This window comes from Pseudoalteromonas byunsanensis (assembly GCF_001854475.1).
In the GTDB taxonomy this organism is placed as follows: domain Bacteria; phylum Pseudomonadota; class Gammaproteobacteria; order Enterobacterales; family Alteromonadaceae; genus Pseudoalteromonas; species Pseudoalteromonas byunsanensis.
Genome location: NZ_MNAN01000027.1, coordinates 209,612 through 223,742 on the forward strand (window position 1 = coordinate 209,612; position 14,131 = coordinate 223,742).

12 protein-coding genes and 1 riboswitch are annotated in these 14,131 nt (G+C 42.3%); of the genes, 2 read left to right on the forward strand and 10 right to left on the reverse strand.

Annotation, left to right across the window (positions count from 1 at the left end; translation table 11 throughout):
- Positions 1-14: 14 nt before the first annotated feature.
- Complete coding sequence (gene orn / locus BIW53_RS06965; protein WP_070991142.1) at positions 15-560, reverse strand: oligoribonuclease; 546 nt, start codon at positions 558-560, stop codon at positions 15-17.
- 205 nt (positions 561-765) lie between these two features.
- Here orn and rsgA point away from each other — a divergent pair, with 205 nt between their 5' ends.
- A complete protein-coding gene (rsgA, locus tag BIW53_RS06970) occupies positions 766-1,824 on the forward strand; it encodes a small ribosomal subunit biogenesis GTPase RsgA (RefSeq protein WP_070991143.1) in 1,059 nt (352 codons plus the stop codon).
- A 42-nt stretch (positions 1,825-1,866) separates the two neighbouring features.
- Positions 1,867-2,736 carry an archaetidylserine decarboxylase gene (gene asd / locus BIW53_RS06975; RefSeq protein ID WP_070991144.1) on the forward strand — a complete coding sequence of 290 codons (870 nt, stop codon included), beginning with the start codon at positions 1,867-1,869 and terminating at the stop codon, positions 2,734-2,736.
- A 52-nt stretch (positions 2,737-2,788) separates the two neighbouring features.
- Here asd and BIW53_RS06980 read toward each other — a convergent pair whose 3' ends face one another.
- The 9 genes from BIW53_RS06980 to BIW53_RS07020 all read right to left on the reverse strand — a co-directional run bounded on the left by BIW53_RS06980 (position 2,789) and on the right by BIW53_RS07020 (position 14,130).
- Positions 2,789-4,150, reverse strand: a complete 1,362-nt coding sequence (locus BIW53_RS06980) for a pectate lyase family protein (RefSeq protein WP_070991145.1) — start codon at positions 4,148-4,150, stop codon at positions 2,789-2,791.
- A gap of 31 nt (positions 4,151-4,181) precedes the next feature.
- Positions 4,182-6,935, reverse strand: coding sequence for an Ig-like domain-containing protein (locus BIW53_RS06985; RefSeq protein WP_084228092.1), 2,754 nt, complete (start codon positions 6,933-6,935; stop codon positions 4,182-4,184).
- Positions 6,936-7,117: 182 nt separating this feature from the next.
- Positions 7,118-7,864 (reverse strand): HesA/MoeB/ThiF family protein, encoded by a 747-nt coding sequence (locus tag BIW53_RS06990; protein ID WP_070991147.1) that lies wholly within the window; start codon positions 7,862-7,864, stop codon positions 7,118-7,120.
- A 3-nt stretch (positions 7,865-7,867) separates the two neighbouring features.
- Positions 7,868-9,388, reverse strand: coding sequence for a thiamine phosphate synthase (thiE, locus tag BIW53_RS06995; protein ID WP_070991148.1), 1,521 nt, complete (start codon positions 9,386-9,388; stop codon positions 7,868-7,870).
- 20 nt (positions 9,389-9,408) lie between these two features.
- Positions 9,409-10,200: a thiazole synthase gene (locus BIW53_RS07000; protein WP_070991149.1), complete on the reverse strand. Its 792-nt coding sequence runs from the start codon at positions 10,198-10,200 to the stop codon at positions 9,409-9,411.
- 3 nt (positions 10,201-10,203) lie between these two features.
- Positions 10,204-10,398 (reverse strand): sulfur carrier protein ThiS, encoded by a 195-nt coding sequence (thiS, locus tag BIW53_RS07005; protein ID WP_070991150.1) that lies wholly within the window; start codon positions 10,396-10,398, stop codon positions 10,204-10,206.
- Positions 10,395-11,426 (reverse strand): FAD-dependent oxidoreductase, encoded by a 1,032-nt coding sequence (locus BIW53_RS07010; protein WP_070991151.1) that lies wholly within the window; start codon positions 11,424-11,426, stop codon positions 10,395-10,397. The genes thiS and BIW53_RS07010 overlap by 4 nt, the downstream gene beginning before the upstream one ends.
- Before the next feature lie 98 nt (positions 11,427-11,524).
- Positions 11,525-13,477, reverse strand: a complete 1,953-nt coding sequence (thiC, locus tag BIW53_RS07015) for a phosphomethylpyrimidine synthase ThiC (RefSeq protein WP_070991152.1) — start codon at positions 13,475-13,477, stop codon at positions 11,525-11,527.
- A gap of 125 nt (positions 13,478-13,602) precedes the next feature.
- Positions 13,603-13,702, reverse strand: a riboswitch (TPP riboswitch).
- A 29-nt stretch (positions 13,703-13,731) separates the two neighbouring features.
- On the reverse strand, positions 13,732-14,130 hold the full coding sequence (locus BIW53_RS07020; protein ID WP_070991153.1) for an META domain-containing protein: 399 nt from the start codon (positions 14,128-14,130) through the stop codon (positions 13,732-13,734).
- Position 14,131: the final 1 nt, after the last annotated feature.

Here is a 14,131-nt window from a genome sequence, read left to right on the forward strand (position 1 = left end):
TTGCAAGCATTTTTTTAAATATTGAAGAACTTTTCTTGGTATATTTTCAATTCCATAATTGAGTCTTTTATATCGTCCAAAGCCAAGTGTGAGCTTTTCTTTTTGACTTCATCCAATAACTCAGGTTTCCAACGACGGGCAAGCTCCTTCACGGTACTCACATCTAAGTTGCGATAGTGAAAATATGCCTCTAACTCTGGCATGTACTTATTTAAAAAGCGACGATCTTGACCAATTGAGTTACCACACATTGGTGACTTTGCAGGAGGAACCCACCCTTTTAGGAAGTCTAAAGTTTGTTTAATCGCGTCAGCTTCTGTGAACTTACTTGCTTTACAACGTGCGGTCAGCCCTGAACGGCCATGCTGATTTGTGCACCACTCATCCATACCATCAAGTAATTCATCACTTTGGTGGATGGCAATAACTGGGCCTTCAGCCAATATATTCAAATCACAGTCTGTAATTACTGTGGCAATTTCGAGGATTTTATCTGTCTTGGGTTCAAGCCCCGTCATTTCGAGGTCAAGCCAGATCAAATTAGATTCATTAAACGACATAGACTACCTTAGCGGTACTTTCCTTTAGATCCAATGCAATTAGATATATCATATTAGCTTCACCAGCTGACCAAAAGCTTTTTTTTAAAAAGCGGGGCATTTAATTGAGTTATAGACCAATTACATGCAGCTCACAAAACAAACAGTACAGGAATAGGTGAATTTAGACAAATTAACTTATTTTTGAGCGGCAGATCAAAGTAACATGGCAAAAAATAAAAAACTTAGTAAAGGCCAATCCAGAAGGATTAGTGCCAATCACCAAAAGCGTTTGCACAAAGCTAAGCAGCAAAAAGCAGACAACGCGGATATAACTTGGCAATCGGATAATTTAGGGCCTAGTGAACATGCTGTTGTGATCAGTCGTTTTGGTCAACATGCCGATATTGAAACATCCCAGGGTGAAATACTGCGATGTAACATCAGGCGCACGGTAACCAGTTTGGTATGCGGTGATGAGGTATTTTTCCGTCGCGCCAAAGTTAGCGAGGGAGACTTAGCTGGCGTAATTGAAACCACAGAGGAAAGGCGCTCGCAACTGACTCGTCCAGACTTTTATGACGGCGTAAAAGTGGTTGCGGCCAATATAGATCAAATCTTAATGGTCTCTGCAGTGCTTCCTGAATTTACGCCCCACATCATCGACCGATATCTCGTAGCATGTGAAGATATGGGCATTGAGCCTATTTTACTGCTCAATAAAGTCGATTTACTAGATGATGAAAGCCGCCAATATATTGATGAAATCTTAGATATCTATAGAGACCTTGGTTATCAAGTATTAATGGTCAGTAATAAAACTGGTGAAGGTATTGAAGAATTAAAGCAAAAGTTGGTTGGTAAAAATAATATTTTTGTTGGTCAATCCGGGGTTGGTAAATCGACCTTAGTAAACACCGTATTACCCAACGCCGACATTCTAACCAAAGAAGTATCTGAAAACAGTGGGTTAGGACAACATACGACGACTGTTTCTCGACTGCATCACCTACCTAGTGGGGGAAATCTAATTGACTCTCCAGGGATTCGAGAGTTTGGTCTGTGGCACTTAGAGGTTGAGCGCGTTACATGGTGCTTTAAAGAATTTAGAGAGTTCATAGGCGGATGCCGTTTTCGAGACTGTAAGCATTTGAACGATCCAGGCTGCATATTGGTTGAAGCTGTAAATGAAGGAAAAATCAGTGAATTGCGCTTTGAAAGCTATCATCGTATTTTAGAATCTATGGCAGATGGTCGAGCTGGTGCCCGTGCCCCTCGTGTTTAAATCTGTGCTACTATCAGCAAAATTTTTGTAGGAAATAATAACGTGAACTTGGATAAATTTAAAATTGCTATGCAGTACGCGCTACCTAAACATGCGCTATCTCGCCTTGTGGGGAAACTAGCTGGGGCAAAGGCCGGAGCACTCACCACGCAATTAATTAAGTTATTTATCAAGCAATACAAAATTGATATGAGCGAGGCGCTTCACGAAGACCCTGCACATTACAAAACTTTCAACGAATTTTTTACTCGTCCTTTAAAGCCGGGCATTCGTCCACTGGCAACAGACCCAGCTACAATTGCTCACCCTGTTGATGGAGCCATAAGCCAACTTGGCGATGTTGTTGATGGTCAGATCATTCAAGCCAAAGGTCACGACTATAGTTTACAGGCCTTATTAGGTGGTAAAGAGGAAGATTTTTTACCATTTAGTGGCGGTAAGTTTGCGACTATTTACTTGGCCCCAAAAGACTATCACCGTATACACATGCCCGTGGATGGTACTTTAAAACGTATGATATACGTCCCTGGCGATCTTTTTTCTGTTAACCCACTTACCGCGCAAAACGTGCCAAACTTGTTTGCACGAAACGAGCGTGTGGTTGCCATCTTCGACACCGAAATTGGTCCACTCGCCATGGTGTTAGTTGGTGCAACGATAGTCGCAAGTATCGAAACTATCTGGGCTGGCACAGTGACGCCACCTGCAGGAAAAGATGTATTTAGTTGGGATTATCCAACCTCAGGAAGTAATACTGTTACTTTGAAAAAAGGCGAAGAAATGGGCCGCTTTAAACTAGGCTCAACAGTGATCTTGGCATGGGGTGCGAATCAAGCTGAATTCTTAGACAGCGAGCAACCAGAAACCGTAACCCGTATGGGCACGCCGTTTGCTAAACTAAAAGGTAATTAATTATCAAAAAACCCATAGGCGTGTAGCCTATGGGTTTTGGTTTATTACTGGTTTATATACCACAATCACTTAATTCTGAAAGAGTAACTGTGCCAAAATCAAACCTCTTACTTCCCGCAGGTTGGGCATACAACTGATTATTGACGACAGTAAATCGAATTGAAGTATCACCTCGTGAGCCTTCTAACTGTAGACTACCATTTGATAATGTAAGCTTACTCTGCTGAATAACAAATTTGTACCCATCGTAGGTTCCGGTGGTCGTTAAACACCGACTACCCGATAAGCTAGACAAATCAGCTATCGCTTTTTGTGCTTCTCCTGCATAAAAGCTATAGTGGAATGACTCTGTTTGCATATTGCCAAAGCTAACTAATGAGCTTGTAGATTGAATAGCGCCGGACGTTAGCCGTCTTGAAGACTTTAAAAGACTGTCAGTAAGGCGAACCATACCAGCACCATCAAATCCTTGATTAGAATTCGAGTTTAGCTCTACTTTATCCATATCCTCCGCGACAAGCCCTATTAAGCTACCGCTTACATTCACATTGCTAATATAGTTATATTGAGATGAAACTAGCTTAATTGCGGTACCAACGTTGCTAATCGAACTATCCACAATTGAGCTATTAAACATTTTGGATACTTTTACACCCAAGCGACCCGAGATGTTTACTCCTACCGCATCTTGCTCAAGCTGATCTGCACTAATATTCAGACCATGAACACTCAATGCCATCGCTTCTAATTTCATACCGTATTTTGCAGGGTTTCTAATTACGATATTATTAAAAGTATGAACATTATTATAATAGCCAATTTCTCCATTATATTTGTTCCAACCTCCAGTGCTCGGCGAACCATCAACCAGTCGGCTATGCAACTCAACACCAATGTTAACATCACTGATATTTATATCAGAAAAGTTACCCCATAGCGTTTCTCTGCCAGATATACCAACATCAAAACCTGAAATGTTAATATGCTCTAAATTTATACGAAAAGCGCCATTGTTCATGTCTATTGCACGACCAATATTTGATGCATAACTCTGCTCAAAACCTATGTTCTCAATTTCAGTATTATGACTGATATGTAAGAGTGTTATGTCTTGATTTGTTCTTAAAATTGAACCGTTTTTTGATTGGCCAATAAGACGCACTTTTCCAGTTCTTTGGATTCTAAGTGTTGATGAAACATCAAAAACTCCATTAGGAATATATACGCTGCGCCCTGATGATTCAGCTAAAGCGATTGCTTTTTGTATTGCAACAGTATCCGAAATATTGTCATTAGCAATAGCTCCACATGCAGTAACAGGAATAAGACCCTCCTCAGGCAAAGAGCACTCCTGTGCTTGCAAAGCCATACTGCTTAGAGCCAAAAATAGGCAGTTAGTTTTAATAAATTTCATAATAATCCTTGTTTGACATCTAACAGTACAATTAATTTATTTTCTTTACTCGAACCGAGATATTATTCAAGTTAGACTTTGCTTTCAGAAGGTAGTCAGCACCTTCTCTGGTAATCTCTATATCATTCCCGCCTTGTAAAGCTTTATAACTCCAATGGGTTGAGCCTGTGTAATACAGTAAAAGTTCAGCTATTTGCCCATTATTAGAAGTTACATTGATAGATAACACACTCTTATCTTTGACTATGTTACCGAGATTAAGAATCACTTCCCCAGCTTGCTTGCTGCTAATGTCATCAAATTGGTACTCATATGAATCTTGAATATGTCGCGAATTTAGATCTTTTTTAATCGCCCCAGTACCTCGAACCAATGATCCATAAAGTGTTGATTTAACCAAGTTAACTTGAGCAACCCCCCAATCGCCATGTCCGGTGTAGCCAGAAAGCTTTATCTGCTTAACATCATTAGCATCTAAGGCATAGCTATGAGCTACAGCACCTTGAATAAACAGACTATTGATTTCAACAGACTCCAAATTCGAAAGCTTTAAAGATGTATCCACACCTTCAAAATATAAGTTATATAGTTTGCTTTCTGATGTATCATTTAGAATTGCAATACCGTATTGAGGCTCTATACTTTTGCCCTGCATGGTTGAGTTTTGAACAATAGTTCTAAAGTTGCTTGCATAGACACCATAATTAAGGAAGTCTTCCGCATATACTTGATCTAGTACGAGAATATTTCCTTTATTTGAGTCGCTATTTAGTTCTATTGCATTTTGATGATACTTCATTGTGAGAATACCCACATAACCACCTGGACCAAAATCAACTCCTGGCGATGCAACTATTCCCTTAGAAAATCCAACAAGTTTGAGAGACTTAAGAGTGATAGGAGCATTTAATGAGTTTGATGACAACCGGATACCGTTTGCAAACGTTCCTTGTGCTGTCATTGACTCTTTCCCTTGCACATATTGTTCATTACCTAATTTACTTACTAGACTAAGTCTTTCTATAGTGACACCTGAACCATTACCACTATCAATATGCATTTCTATGGTATCAGAGCTACGCGAAGAAAGATCAGAGACAATAACAGAGTCATTTCTTGACTCACCGGTCAGCTTAGCTGAACCTCTAAGCACGATTGGTGTTTTTACATGAAACACACCTGGTGGTATATAAACCGAAGCGCCTGATTGCAGAGCTTCATTCAGAGCTTCATTAATTGCCACAGCATCATCATCAGAATCATTATTTGCTGTTGCACCAAACTCTGTGATTGAATAAATGGATGCAGTGCTTGTTACAACTCTAAACATGGCATGTTCAATATCTGACGCTTCGCCCTTATTATCAATTGCTCTAGCATAAACAACATGTGTACCTTTACTAAGAGAACCAAAGTTATGCTCATATGGTGCAGTGGTATCAGTTACCCAATTGCTTGTGTTATCCAACGAAAATTGTACCGATGTAATCGAGCCATCTGAGTCCGATGCAGTCGCTCTCGCAATCACTGACGTTTTAGAGTCAATAGTTGCTTGCTCGCTCGGAGATGTAATGCTAACGACTGGAGGCGTATTTGTATCTGCCTTTTTATATTCAACGGTTTTGTTATCAGAATAACCACTGCAATAATTGTCTATGTTACATACCTTAATTCTATAACTATATGTACCTTCAGTTGATAAACTCTCGTTATAGCTTAAAGTGTTTGCACTGCTCACTACTTGCCACGAGCCTGATTGACTACCCAAGCGCTCTAACACATAGCTATTGATACCATAGCCCCAAGGCTTACTCCAAGTTAGTGTAAAATTGGCTGTTTCTGTTGAAGAAACTCCATTTAAGCCTGTTCTATTTGGCGCGGTATATGGCTGTACTATATTAACTTCACTAGCACTCCATGAGCCACAACCAGCGACGTCGTTACAAGCTCGAATTTTAGCAACGTAAGTGATTAGGCTATTAAACGTTTCTTGATAAGAAGTATTAGAGCTAGGTATCCTTTGGCTTGATACTGAGCCCCCATATGATTTTTCCACTTCGTAGTAGTCAACATCACCGCTTGGTTTTGACCAGCTATATGTATATGTCCCTCTTTTTATGTGGTATGCAGGACCACTGATAGACATGGAACCTGGAGGTTTAGGAATACTTACATTCACACTAAATATTGATGAATAGTCTGAACACCTGTCATCAATATTACATACTTTGATTCTATAGTAGTAAGTACCATTACCGCTAACATTTTCATTGTAACTCAATGAGTTATGATTTTGAACAACATTCCAACTTGAGGTATTTCCTACAGAGCGCTCAAGTTGATATCTAGAAATACCATGCCCCCATGGTGTTCCCCAAGTTAGGGTGTATGACCCCGTAGAAGAAGATGACGGTCCACGGACACCTGTTCTATTGGGTGCGGTGTAAGGTAAAATCTCGTTAACTTTGGCTCCACTCCAGCTACTACATTCACTATCCTTACAAGCTTTAATGATCGCAGAATATGTACCAGGTTCATCAAACGTTTCCTGATATGAAGTCGTCCCTCTGTATGTAATGCCGTACGGCGATACTGGAGAACCATTTCGCTTTTTATACACTTTATAATGCGTTGCCCCAGCAGAAGGGCTCCATGAATATGTGTAAGTACCCCTCTTAATATGGTATGACGGTCCACTTAGGGATGGTGTACTCGGAGCGGCTGCTTGAGTGACGCCACTGGTCGTCACTAACAAACAGCCGAGTAGAAATGATTTCTTATTCATAAATATCCATTTATTTTGAATGTAAAATTGATAACTTTATTTCCACGATATATTTCAACCACCTCTTCAGATGGCAATATCGAAAAATCATTGTATCAAAAATACCCTTTAAAGGTACACGCAAAATTAGGCAGTATTGTTTTCTTTTGAACAAATAAGAAGCAAAATAGTGGATATTTTAGTTAACTCTGCGAGCAATCGGAACATGAAACATCTTTAACTGGGACGAATGAGCGCAGCACAAAAGTGAGCGCATCAAAACTATAAAAATAGCTCCCTTGGTGATGACCTAAAACAGTATTAACAGCCAACAATGCTTGTTGAGTACCAATCATCCCAAGTAATGGACTCAGCACACCAAAGTTATCGCAATTGGTACTGTCTCCCTTATCACTGCTTGGAAAGATACAGGAGTAACAGGGTCCATTATCTCGAAAATCAAAACACATTACTTGACCTGAAGTGGCAATAGCAGCCCCCGAGATCAGTACTTTTTTATTTTTTAAACAATAACGGTTAAGTAAATAGCGGGTCTCGAAGTTATCGCTACAATCTAGTACGACATCTGAGCTCGCTAACAGTGTACCAATATTGTTAGCTGCGACTTTGGCGCATACAGGGTTTAGCAAGATATCATTGTTTAGGCTCGCCAGTACTTTACTCGCAGCCTTGCTCTTAGCTTGGCCTATATGGTTGACTTTATAAAGAATTTGCCTTTGCAAATTTGATAGCTCGACTTGATCATCATCAATAAAAGTAAGGTTTCCAACGCCACTTGCAGCTAAATAGAAAAGCGCGGGACTGCCCAAGCCACCGCAGCCTATAACAGCAACATGAGCATTCTTTAATTTCAATTGCCCTTGCTCACCGACTTCTTTTAGCAGCAAATGGCGGCTATACCTCAGCCGCTCTTTATCACTTAATGTCATTGTTTAACGGTTCCTTAAACAGGCTTGAAGCTGCTCTATTGCATTGACGTGATCTTCTGACTCTGTAATGGCTCTGACCACAGCAATACTGCCCACGCCCGTTTTCGCGACTTCTGAGGCAACGGATAAATCAATACCGCCAATTGCCACCGTTGGATAATGGCCCGCCATCAGAGGTACAAAATGTGAAAGTTTTTCTAACCCTTGTATTTGCCCCGTCATGTCTTTGGTTGTGGTTGGGTAAATCGCTCCAAATGCTAGATAGCTGGGTCGATAATTGTGTGCTCTAAGCATTTCGTAAAACCCATGAGTAGAAACGCCTAGCTTCAAGCCTGCTTCCTGAATAGCTTGCAGATTAGCTTCACTAAGGTCTTCTTGTCCTAAATGAACACCGTAAGCACCGTGTTTTATCGCCAGTTGCCAGTAATCGTTAATAAACACCCGCGCCTGATATTTTTTACCTAATGTAACGGCTGTTTGGATGTCCGCTTCAAGAGCTTCAGGAGCAGCATTTTTTACGCGCAGCTGCACTGTCGGGACGCCTGCGGATAAACACTTTTCTACCCAATCGACACTGTCAACAACGGCGTACAGCCCAAGCTCCCCATCAGTGTCTGCAAAACCTGCTGCAAAATTGAAAGGTATGGGTTGCTCAAAATCTAGTTCATCGGCAAGCCAACTACCCGCTTCGATAACTTGTGGATAGTCATTAATATCTTCAGGGAACCCGGTATGTGTCAAAGGACCAATTCCTTCACCATAACGCTGTGCATTGGCTAACCCCTTATTGATGTATGCTTTTCCAAGAATAAAAGCATCTTTTAATGGATAACCTTTAGCCAAACAAGCTGCTATAGCTGAAGACAAACTACAACCAGTACCATGAGTATGAGGTGTTACTATTGCTTCATTACCAAGCCAATACTCTTGTTCTTGTGAGACACAATAATCTACACAGTACCCTTTTGGATAATCCCAATGTCCTCCTTTTATCAGCACCGATTGCACACCAAGTTGTTGCAATCTTTGTGCAGCTTCTCGCACCGCATCAGGGCCGATTAAATAAATACCCGTTAGCAATTGCGTTTCCTGCGTATTAGGTGTGATCACATCCACCAACGGCAACAAATGAGTTTTGAGTGCATCAATGGTGTCTTCTTCAGTTAATCGATCACCACTACTGGCGATGGCTACAGGGTCATATACCACCAGTGGTGGCTCAGCCCATTTTGCTTTGTAGTGACTTAGATGCTCTGCCACCAACTGGATTTGCTGCACATTGGCTAACATACCGATTTTTATGACTCGAGCAGGCATGTCGGTTGCCAATGCCTGTAACTGAGATTCAATGACCTCATTGGAGGTTGAGTTAAGCGCCTCAACTCCCATGCTATTTTGTGCTGTGAGTGCGGTAACAACGGTACAGCCATGCACACCAAAACTATGCATAGCTTTAATATCGGCTTGAATACCAGCCCCACCACCCGAATCTGATCCTGCAATACTCCAAACTACATGTGCCATTTCAGACTCCTATCTAATTATCAATTCTGATGCCAAAACGGCATTCCCATAGTTGGCGTTGATGGTGCTGCTACATCTTTTTCAGGCATTGCCTGTGCGATATATGCTGCACGCCCTGCCTGCACCGCATAATTGAATGCTGTGGCCATTTTAACAGGGCAACCAGCTCCCGCAATTGCCGAATTGAGCAATACCGCATCATACCCCATCTCCAGTGCTTGACAGGCATGTGATGGAACACCCAGTCCAGCATCAACAATCAGCGTTATATCTGGTAGACGCTGTCGTATCATGGCCAAGTTATATGGATTTAATAATCCTTTTCCGGTGCCAATAGGTGCACCCCAGGGCATTAAAACTTCGCAGCCAAGAGCCGCTAAACGCTGGCATAATACTAAGTCATCAGTACAGTAAGGCAGCACCTTAAAACCATCTTGTAGTAATAGTTCTGTTGCCTCTAACAATGCAACTGGATCCGGTTGTAAGTTATACTCATCCCCTATCAGCTCTAATTTTATCCAGTCTGTAGCAAATACTTCTCGACACATTTTTGCCAATGTTACCGCTTCTTTGACGCTATGACAGCCTGCGGTGTTCGGTAGCACAGTCAACCCCGTATCTTTTATCAACTGCCAAAAATCTTCTCCCGCTGACACCGAGTTTTGGCGACGTAATGATACCGTCACGATTTGCGACTGTGATGCGCTAATTGCATCCGTCATAACCTGAGGAGATGGATATAGCGCAGAGCCTATCAATAAGCGGCTCTCAAATGTTTGTCCATAAATGTTGAGTGGTTTTTCTTCACGCATCTCTTACCCGCCTTGAATGGGCGATAGCAGCTCAACGCTATCACCATCATCTAACTGGGCCGACGAACACTGATTTCGTGGCACAAAATGGCCATTGAGTGCTACGGCAAAAGGCTCTTTTGCACCCATTTCAATCACTAACGCTTGCAGATTTTGACTGCTGGTTTCGGTTAGCTGACCATTAAACGTTATTTTCATAATAATTCCTTAGCAAGCGCTTGATGCACCACGGCTGGAGCCAGCAAATAACCGTGACGATACAACCCATTGATACATATAACATTCCCCTTTGACGAGCTTCTTGGCCGATTATCTCCAAAAGCAGGGCGCAGTCCCGCGTTGATAGCCATAACTCGCCCTTCAGCAAATCCACTGTGTACAGTGTATGCTGCGGATAGCAATTCTAGTGTTGATCGCACAGTCACAGGACCGCTATCCTGTGACTCTATCTCCGTGGCACCAATCACAAATTCATGATTTGGCTTTGGCGCAATATAAATCGGGTAACGAGGATGCATTAATCTCACTGGACGTTGTAACTGAACTTCAGGCGCATAGATTCGAGCAACTTCACCGCGCACACCTCTTAAACCATCACATTGTGATTTTGCACCAATCCCCCGACAATCAATGATCCAATCAAACGCCTCGCCGTTAACAGTCTCAATATCAGAATGTTGGCATTGGGAATGTAACTCTACTTTTTGTGAGAAGTGAAATTGCACACGTTTTTGCCGTAAATACGCATAACTATGTTGATAAAAAGCTATGTTATCTAGCTGTCCTTCGCTGGGTAAATAGACGCCCTGATGGAATCGTCCTGCCAAGTCAGGTTCTAGTTCAGCAATATCCTTGCTAAGGACACTCTGAGCATGATGTCCCTGCAGGGGTTTTAATCGCTGCATAAAGCTTTGTAGATCGCCCATATCCTGATTATGAGCAACCACTAAAGTTCCAGCTTGTTGAAACATGATATCAGTAGGTAACTGTGCCAATAACTCTGGCCACATAGCCATTGCATCAAGTCCAAGCTTGGCTATATCTGCCTCACAATTGACCGACTCTGCCATCGGAGCCAACATGGCCGCAGCCAAAGCGCCTGCACCATTTTGATTTGCATCACTTGCAGCTTCAAAAATACTCAGTTGATGCTGTTTGTGTAGCATTAACGCTGCCACTCGCCCCACCAAGCCAAAGCCTAATATCGCAACTCGATATTTTTTCATGGTAACGCCTCATTTTTACATGATTTATAACAAACACCACAGTAACGGGTGTCGCTATCAACGTCTTTGGGTAAGCAATGCTTACCCTATACATCATGTTAAATCGCTTTGTGGTAAAGCTCTGAGCCAGAGCGTTTGAATTCATCTGACTTAGCTTGCATTTCGGCTTCAACATCGAGCATTTTCACTTCGATAGCCTCACCTACATTGTTAGGATCAATACCTTTTGCTTCCAAGCCTTTAGCGTAGTCGCGTACTTCTTGTGTGATCTTCATTGAGCAGAACTTAGGCCCACACATTGAGCAAAAATGAGCAACTTTTCCAGATTCTTGCGGCAAGGTTTCATCGTGATATTGGCGAGCGCGGTCTGGATCTAAACCAAGATTGAATTGGTCGTGCCAACGAAATTCAAAGCGCGCCTTGGACAACGCATTATCACGAATTTGTGCGCCTGGGTGGCCTTTTGCCAAATCGGCTGCATGTGCAGCAATTTTATAGGTGATCAAACCTTCTTTTACGTCTTCTTTATTTGGTAAGCCTAAATGCTCTTTTGGTGTGACATAGCACAGCATCGCACATCCGTACCAAGCGATTTGAGCCGCCCCGATACCTGAAGTAAAATGATCGTAACCTGGCGCAATATCCGTTGTAAGTGGCCCTAACGTATAAAATGGCGCTTCATGACAGTGCTCTAATTGCTCTTTCATGTTTTGCTCTATCATGTGCATTGGCACGTGGCCCGGACCTTCAATGAACACCTGTACATCATGCTTCCAGGCAAGTTTGGTCAGCTCACCTAACGTGCGTAATTCAGAGAATTGTGCTTCATCATTGGCATCTGCTATCGACCCAGGACGCAAACCATCGCCTAAAGAAAAGCATACGTCGTACTGCTTCATGATTTCACAGATGTCTTCAAAGTGCGTGTATAGGAAGTTTTCTTTATGGTGTGCCAAACACCATTTTGCCATGATGGAGCCACCGCGAGAAACGATACCCGTTACACGCTTCGCAGTCATAGGTACGTAACGCAGCAATACACCCGCATGAATCGTAAAATAATCAACGCCCTGCTCCGCTTGTTCAATCAGTGTATCGCGGAAAATTTCCCAAGTCAGATCTTCAGCCACCCCATTTACTTTCTCAAGCGCCTGATAAATTGGTACGGTGCCAATAGGTACTGGTGAGTTGCGTACTACCCACTCGCGGGTTTCATGAATATAGCGACCAGTAGAAAGATCCATCACCGTGTCCGCCCCCCAACGAGTAGACCAAACCAACTTCTCTACTTCTTCTTCGATTGATGAAGTGACTGAGGAGTTACCGATATTCGCATTGACCTTCACCAAAAAGTTTCTGCCCACTATCATTGGCTCAGACTCTGGGTGATTGATATTGTTTGGCAAAATTGCTCGGCCTCGGGCGATTTCATCTCGCACAAATTCAGGCGTGATGAACTCAGGAATAGAAGCGCCAAATGATTGCCCTTTATGCTGTTGTGCAAGCAACTCCTCTCGGATCTTTGCGCGTCCCATATTCTCACGAATAGCCACGTATTCCATCTCTGGGGTAACAATGCCTTGACGTGCATAATGCATTTGGGTGACATTCCTACCAGCCTTGGCACGACGTATCTTTGGCAAATGTTCGAAACGGATATGATCTAATCCCTCATCTGCCATACGTTGCTGAGAAAACTTAGAGGTAACAGAGTCTAACCACTCTGTATCATCGCGCGCATCAATCCATTCTTTGCGAAACTTAGGCAATCCCTGACGTACATCTATTTTAAAGTCCGGATCAGTGTAAGGTCCTGATGTGTCATAAACTCTGACGGGGTCATTTTTTTCATAGATAGGGTTGTCTTCGGTCCCACCGACAAAGCTGTCAGATAGTGTGATTTCGCGCATACCGACACGAACGCCTGGCTGCTCCCCTTCAACATAAACTTTATGTGAGCTTGGGAAAGGTTGACCTGTGAGATTGTAAATAAATTCAGATGCCGCTGCACGTGTTTCGCGACGAGATGGTTTGCTACTATTGTTTGACATGACTTGCCTCATTGTTATTTAAGGTGTCTTGTCAGATCTCCTGAAAAAGGAGCGAGATGAGGTTGCCCTCAGATGATCAAAATCTCCAAATTTTTGAGATTTTGGCGGCCTACAACAACAAGTTGTAATACTGGCAGCTTGTTCCCTACGCAGGTTTTAACCTGATCAGGTTCACGGATCCCGCAAAATGCGATCTCAGCCCAAAGGGCACTCCGACAAGTAACGAATTGACAACGAGTGTACTTAAGAAGTGCCTAGCCTGCAACTTGAAAACGTAGTTCCGGCTGACCTTTAAAAATGAGAGTATCGTTAAGCAATAAAACGGGTACACCTTTTTCCAACATTTTCAAAAGGGTACTCTCCATTTTATTGGTCTGCTCGTCACATAATTTTCGTGTCATGCCAATATGATTCACTTTTAATGTGCTGTCGTTGAGTTGCCCTTCACCAAAAAAGCGATTACAGCCGCCATTTCCATGCACTTGCATTGCTTCAATAAATTCAATAGTGACCGGACTGGATTTTGTGATTTTACCTGCAACATGACTAAGTTGCCATTGGGTATGTTTTAGCTGCGTATTGTTCACTTTCCCTGTTGATGTGCAGCCAAATAAAAATGCGCTAGTTGCGAATAAAAGTATCAAGGTTTTCATG

Coding starts and splice junctions, on each gene's coding strand:
- orn (WP_070991142.1), bottom strand. CDS start 560: ATGTCGTTTAATGAATCTAATTTGATCTGGCTTGACCTCGAAATGACG.
- rsgA (WP_070991143.1), top strand. CDS start 766: ATGGCAAAAAATAAAAAACTTAGTAAAGGCCAATCCAGAAGGATTAGT.
- BIW53_RS06980 (WP_070991145.1), bottom strand. CDS start 4,150: ATGAAATTTATTAAAACTAACTGCCTATTTTTGGCTCTAAGCAGTATG.
- BIW53_RS06985 (WP_084228092.1), bottom strand. CDS start 6,935: ATGAATAAGAAATCATTTCTACTCGGCTGTTTGTTAGTGACGACCAGT.
- BIW53_RS06990 (WP_070991147.1), bottom strand. CDS start 7,864: ATGACATTAAGTGATAAAGAGCGGCTGAGGTATAGCCGCCATTTGCTG.
- thiE (WP_070991148.1), bottom strand. CDS start 9,388: ATGGCACATGTAGTTTGGAGTATTGCAGGATCAGATTCGGGTGGTGGG.
- BIW53_RS07000 (WP_070991149.1), bottom strand. CDS start 10,200: ATGCGTGAAGAAAAACCACTCAACATTTATGGACAAACATTTGAGAGC.
- thiS (WP_070991150.1), bottom strand. CDS start 10,398: ATGAAAATAACGTTTAATGGTCAGCTAACCGAAACCAGCAGTCAAAAT.
- BIW53_RS07010 (WP_070991151.1), bottom strand. CDS start 11,426: ATGAAAAAATATCGAGTTGCGATATTAGGCTTTGGCTTGGTGGGGCGA.
- thiC (WP_070991152.1), bottom strand. CDS start 13,477: ATGTCAAACAATAGTAGCAAACCATCTCGTCGCGAAACACGTGCAGCG.
- BIW53_RS07020 (WP_070991153.1), bottom strand. CDS start 14,130: ATGAAAACCTTGATACTTTTATTCGCAACTAGCGCATTTTTATTTGGC.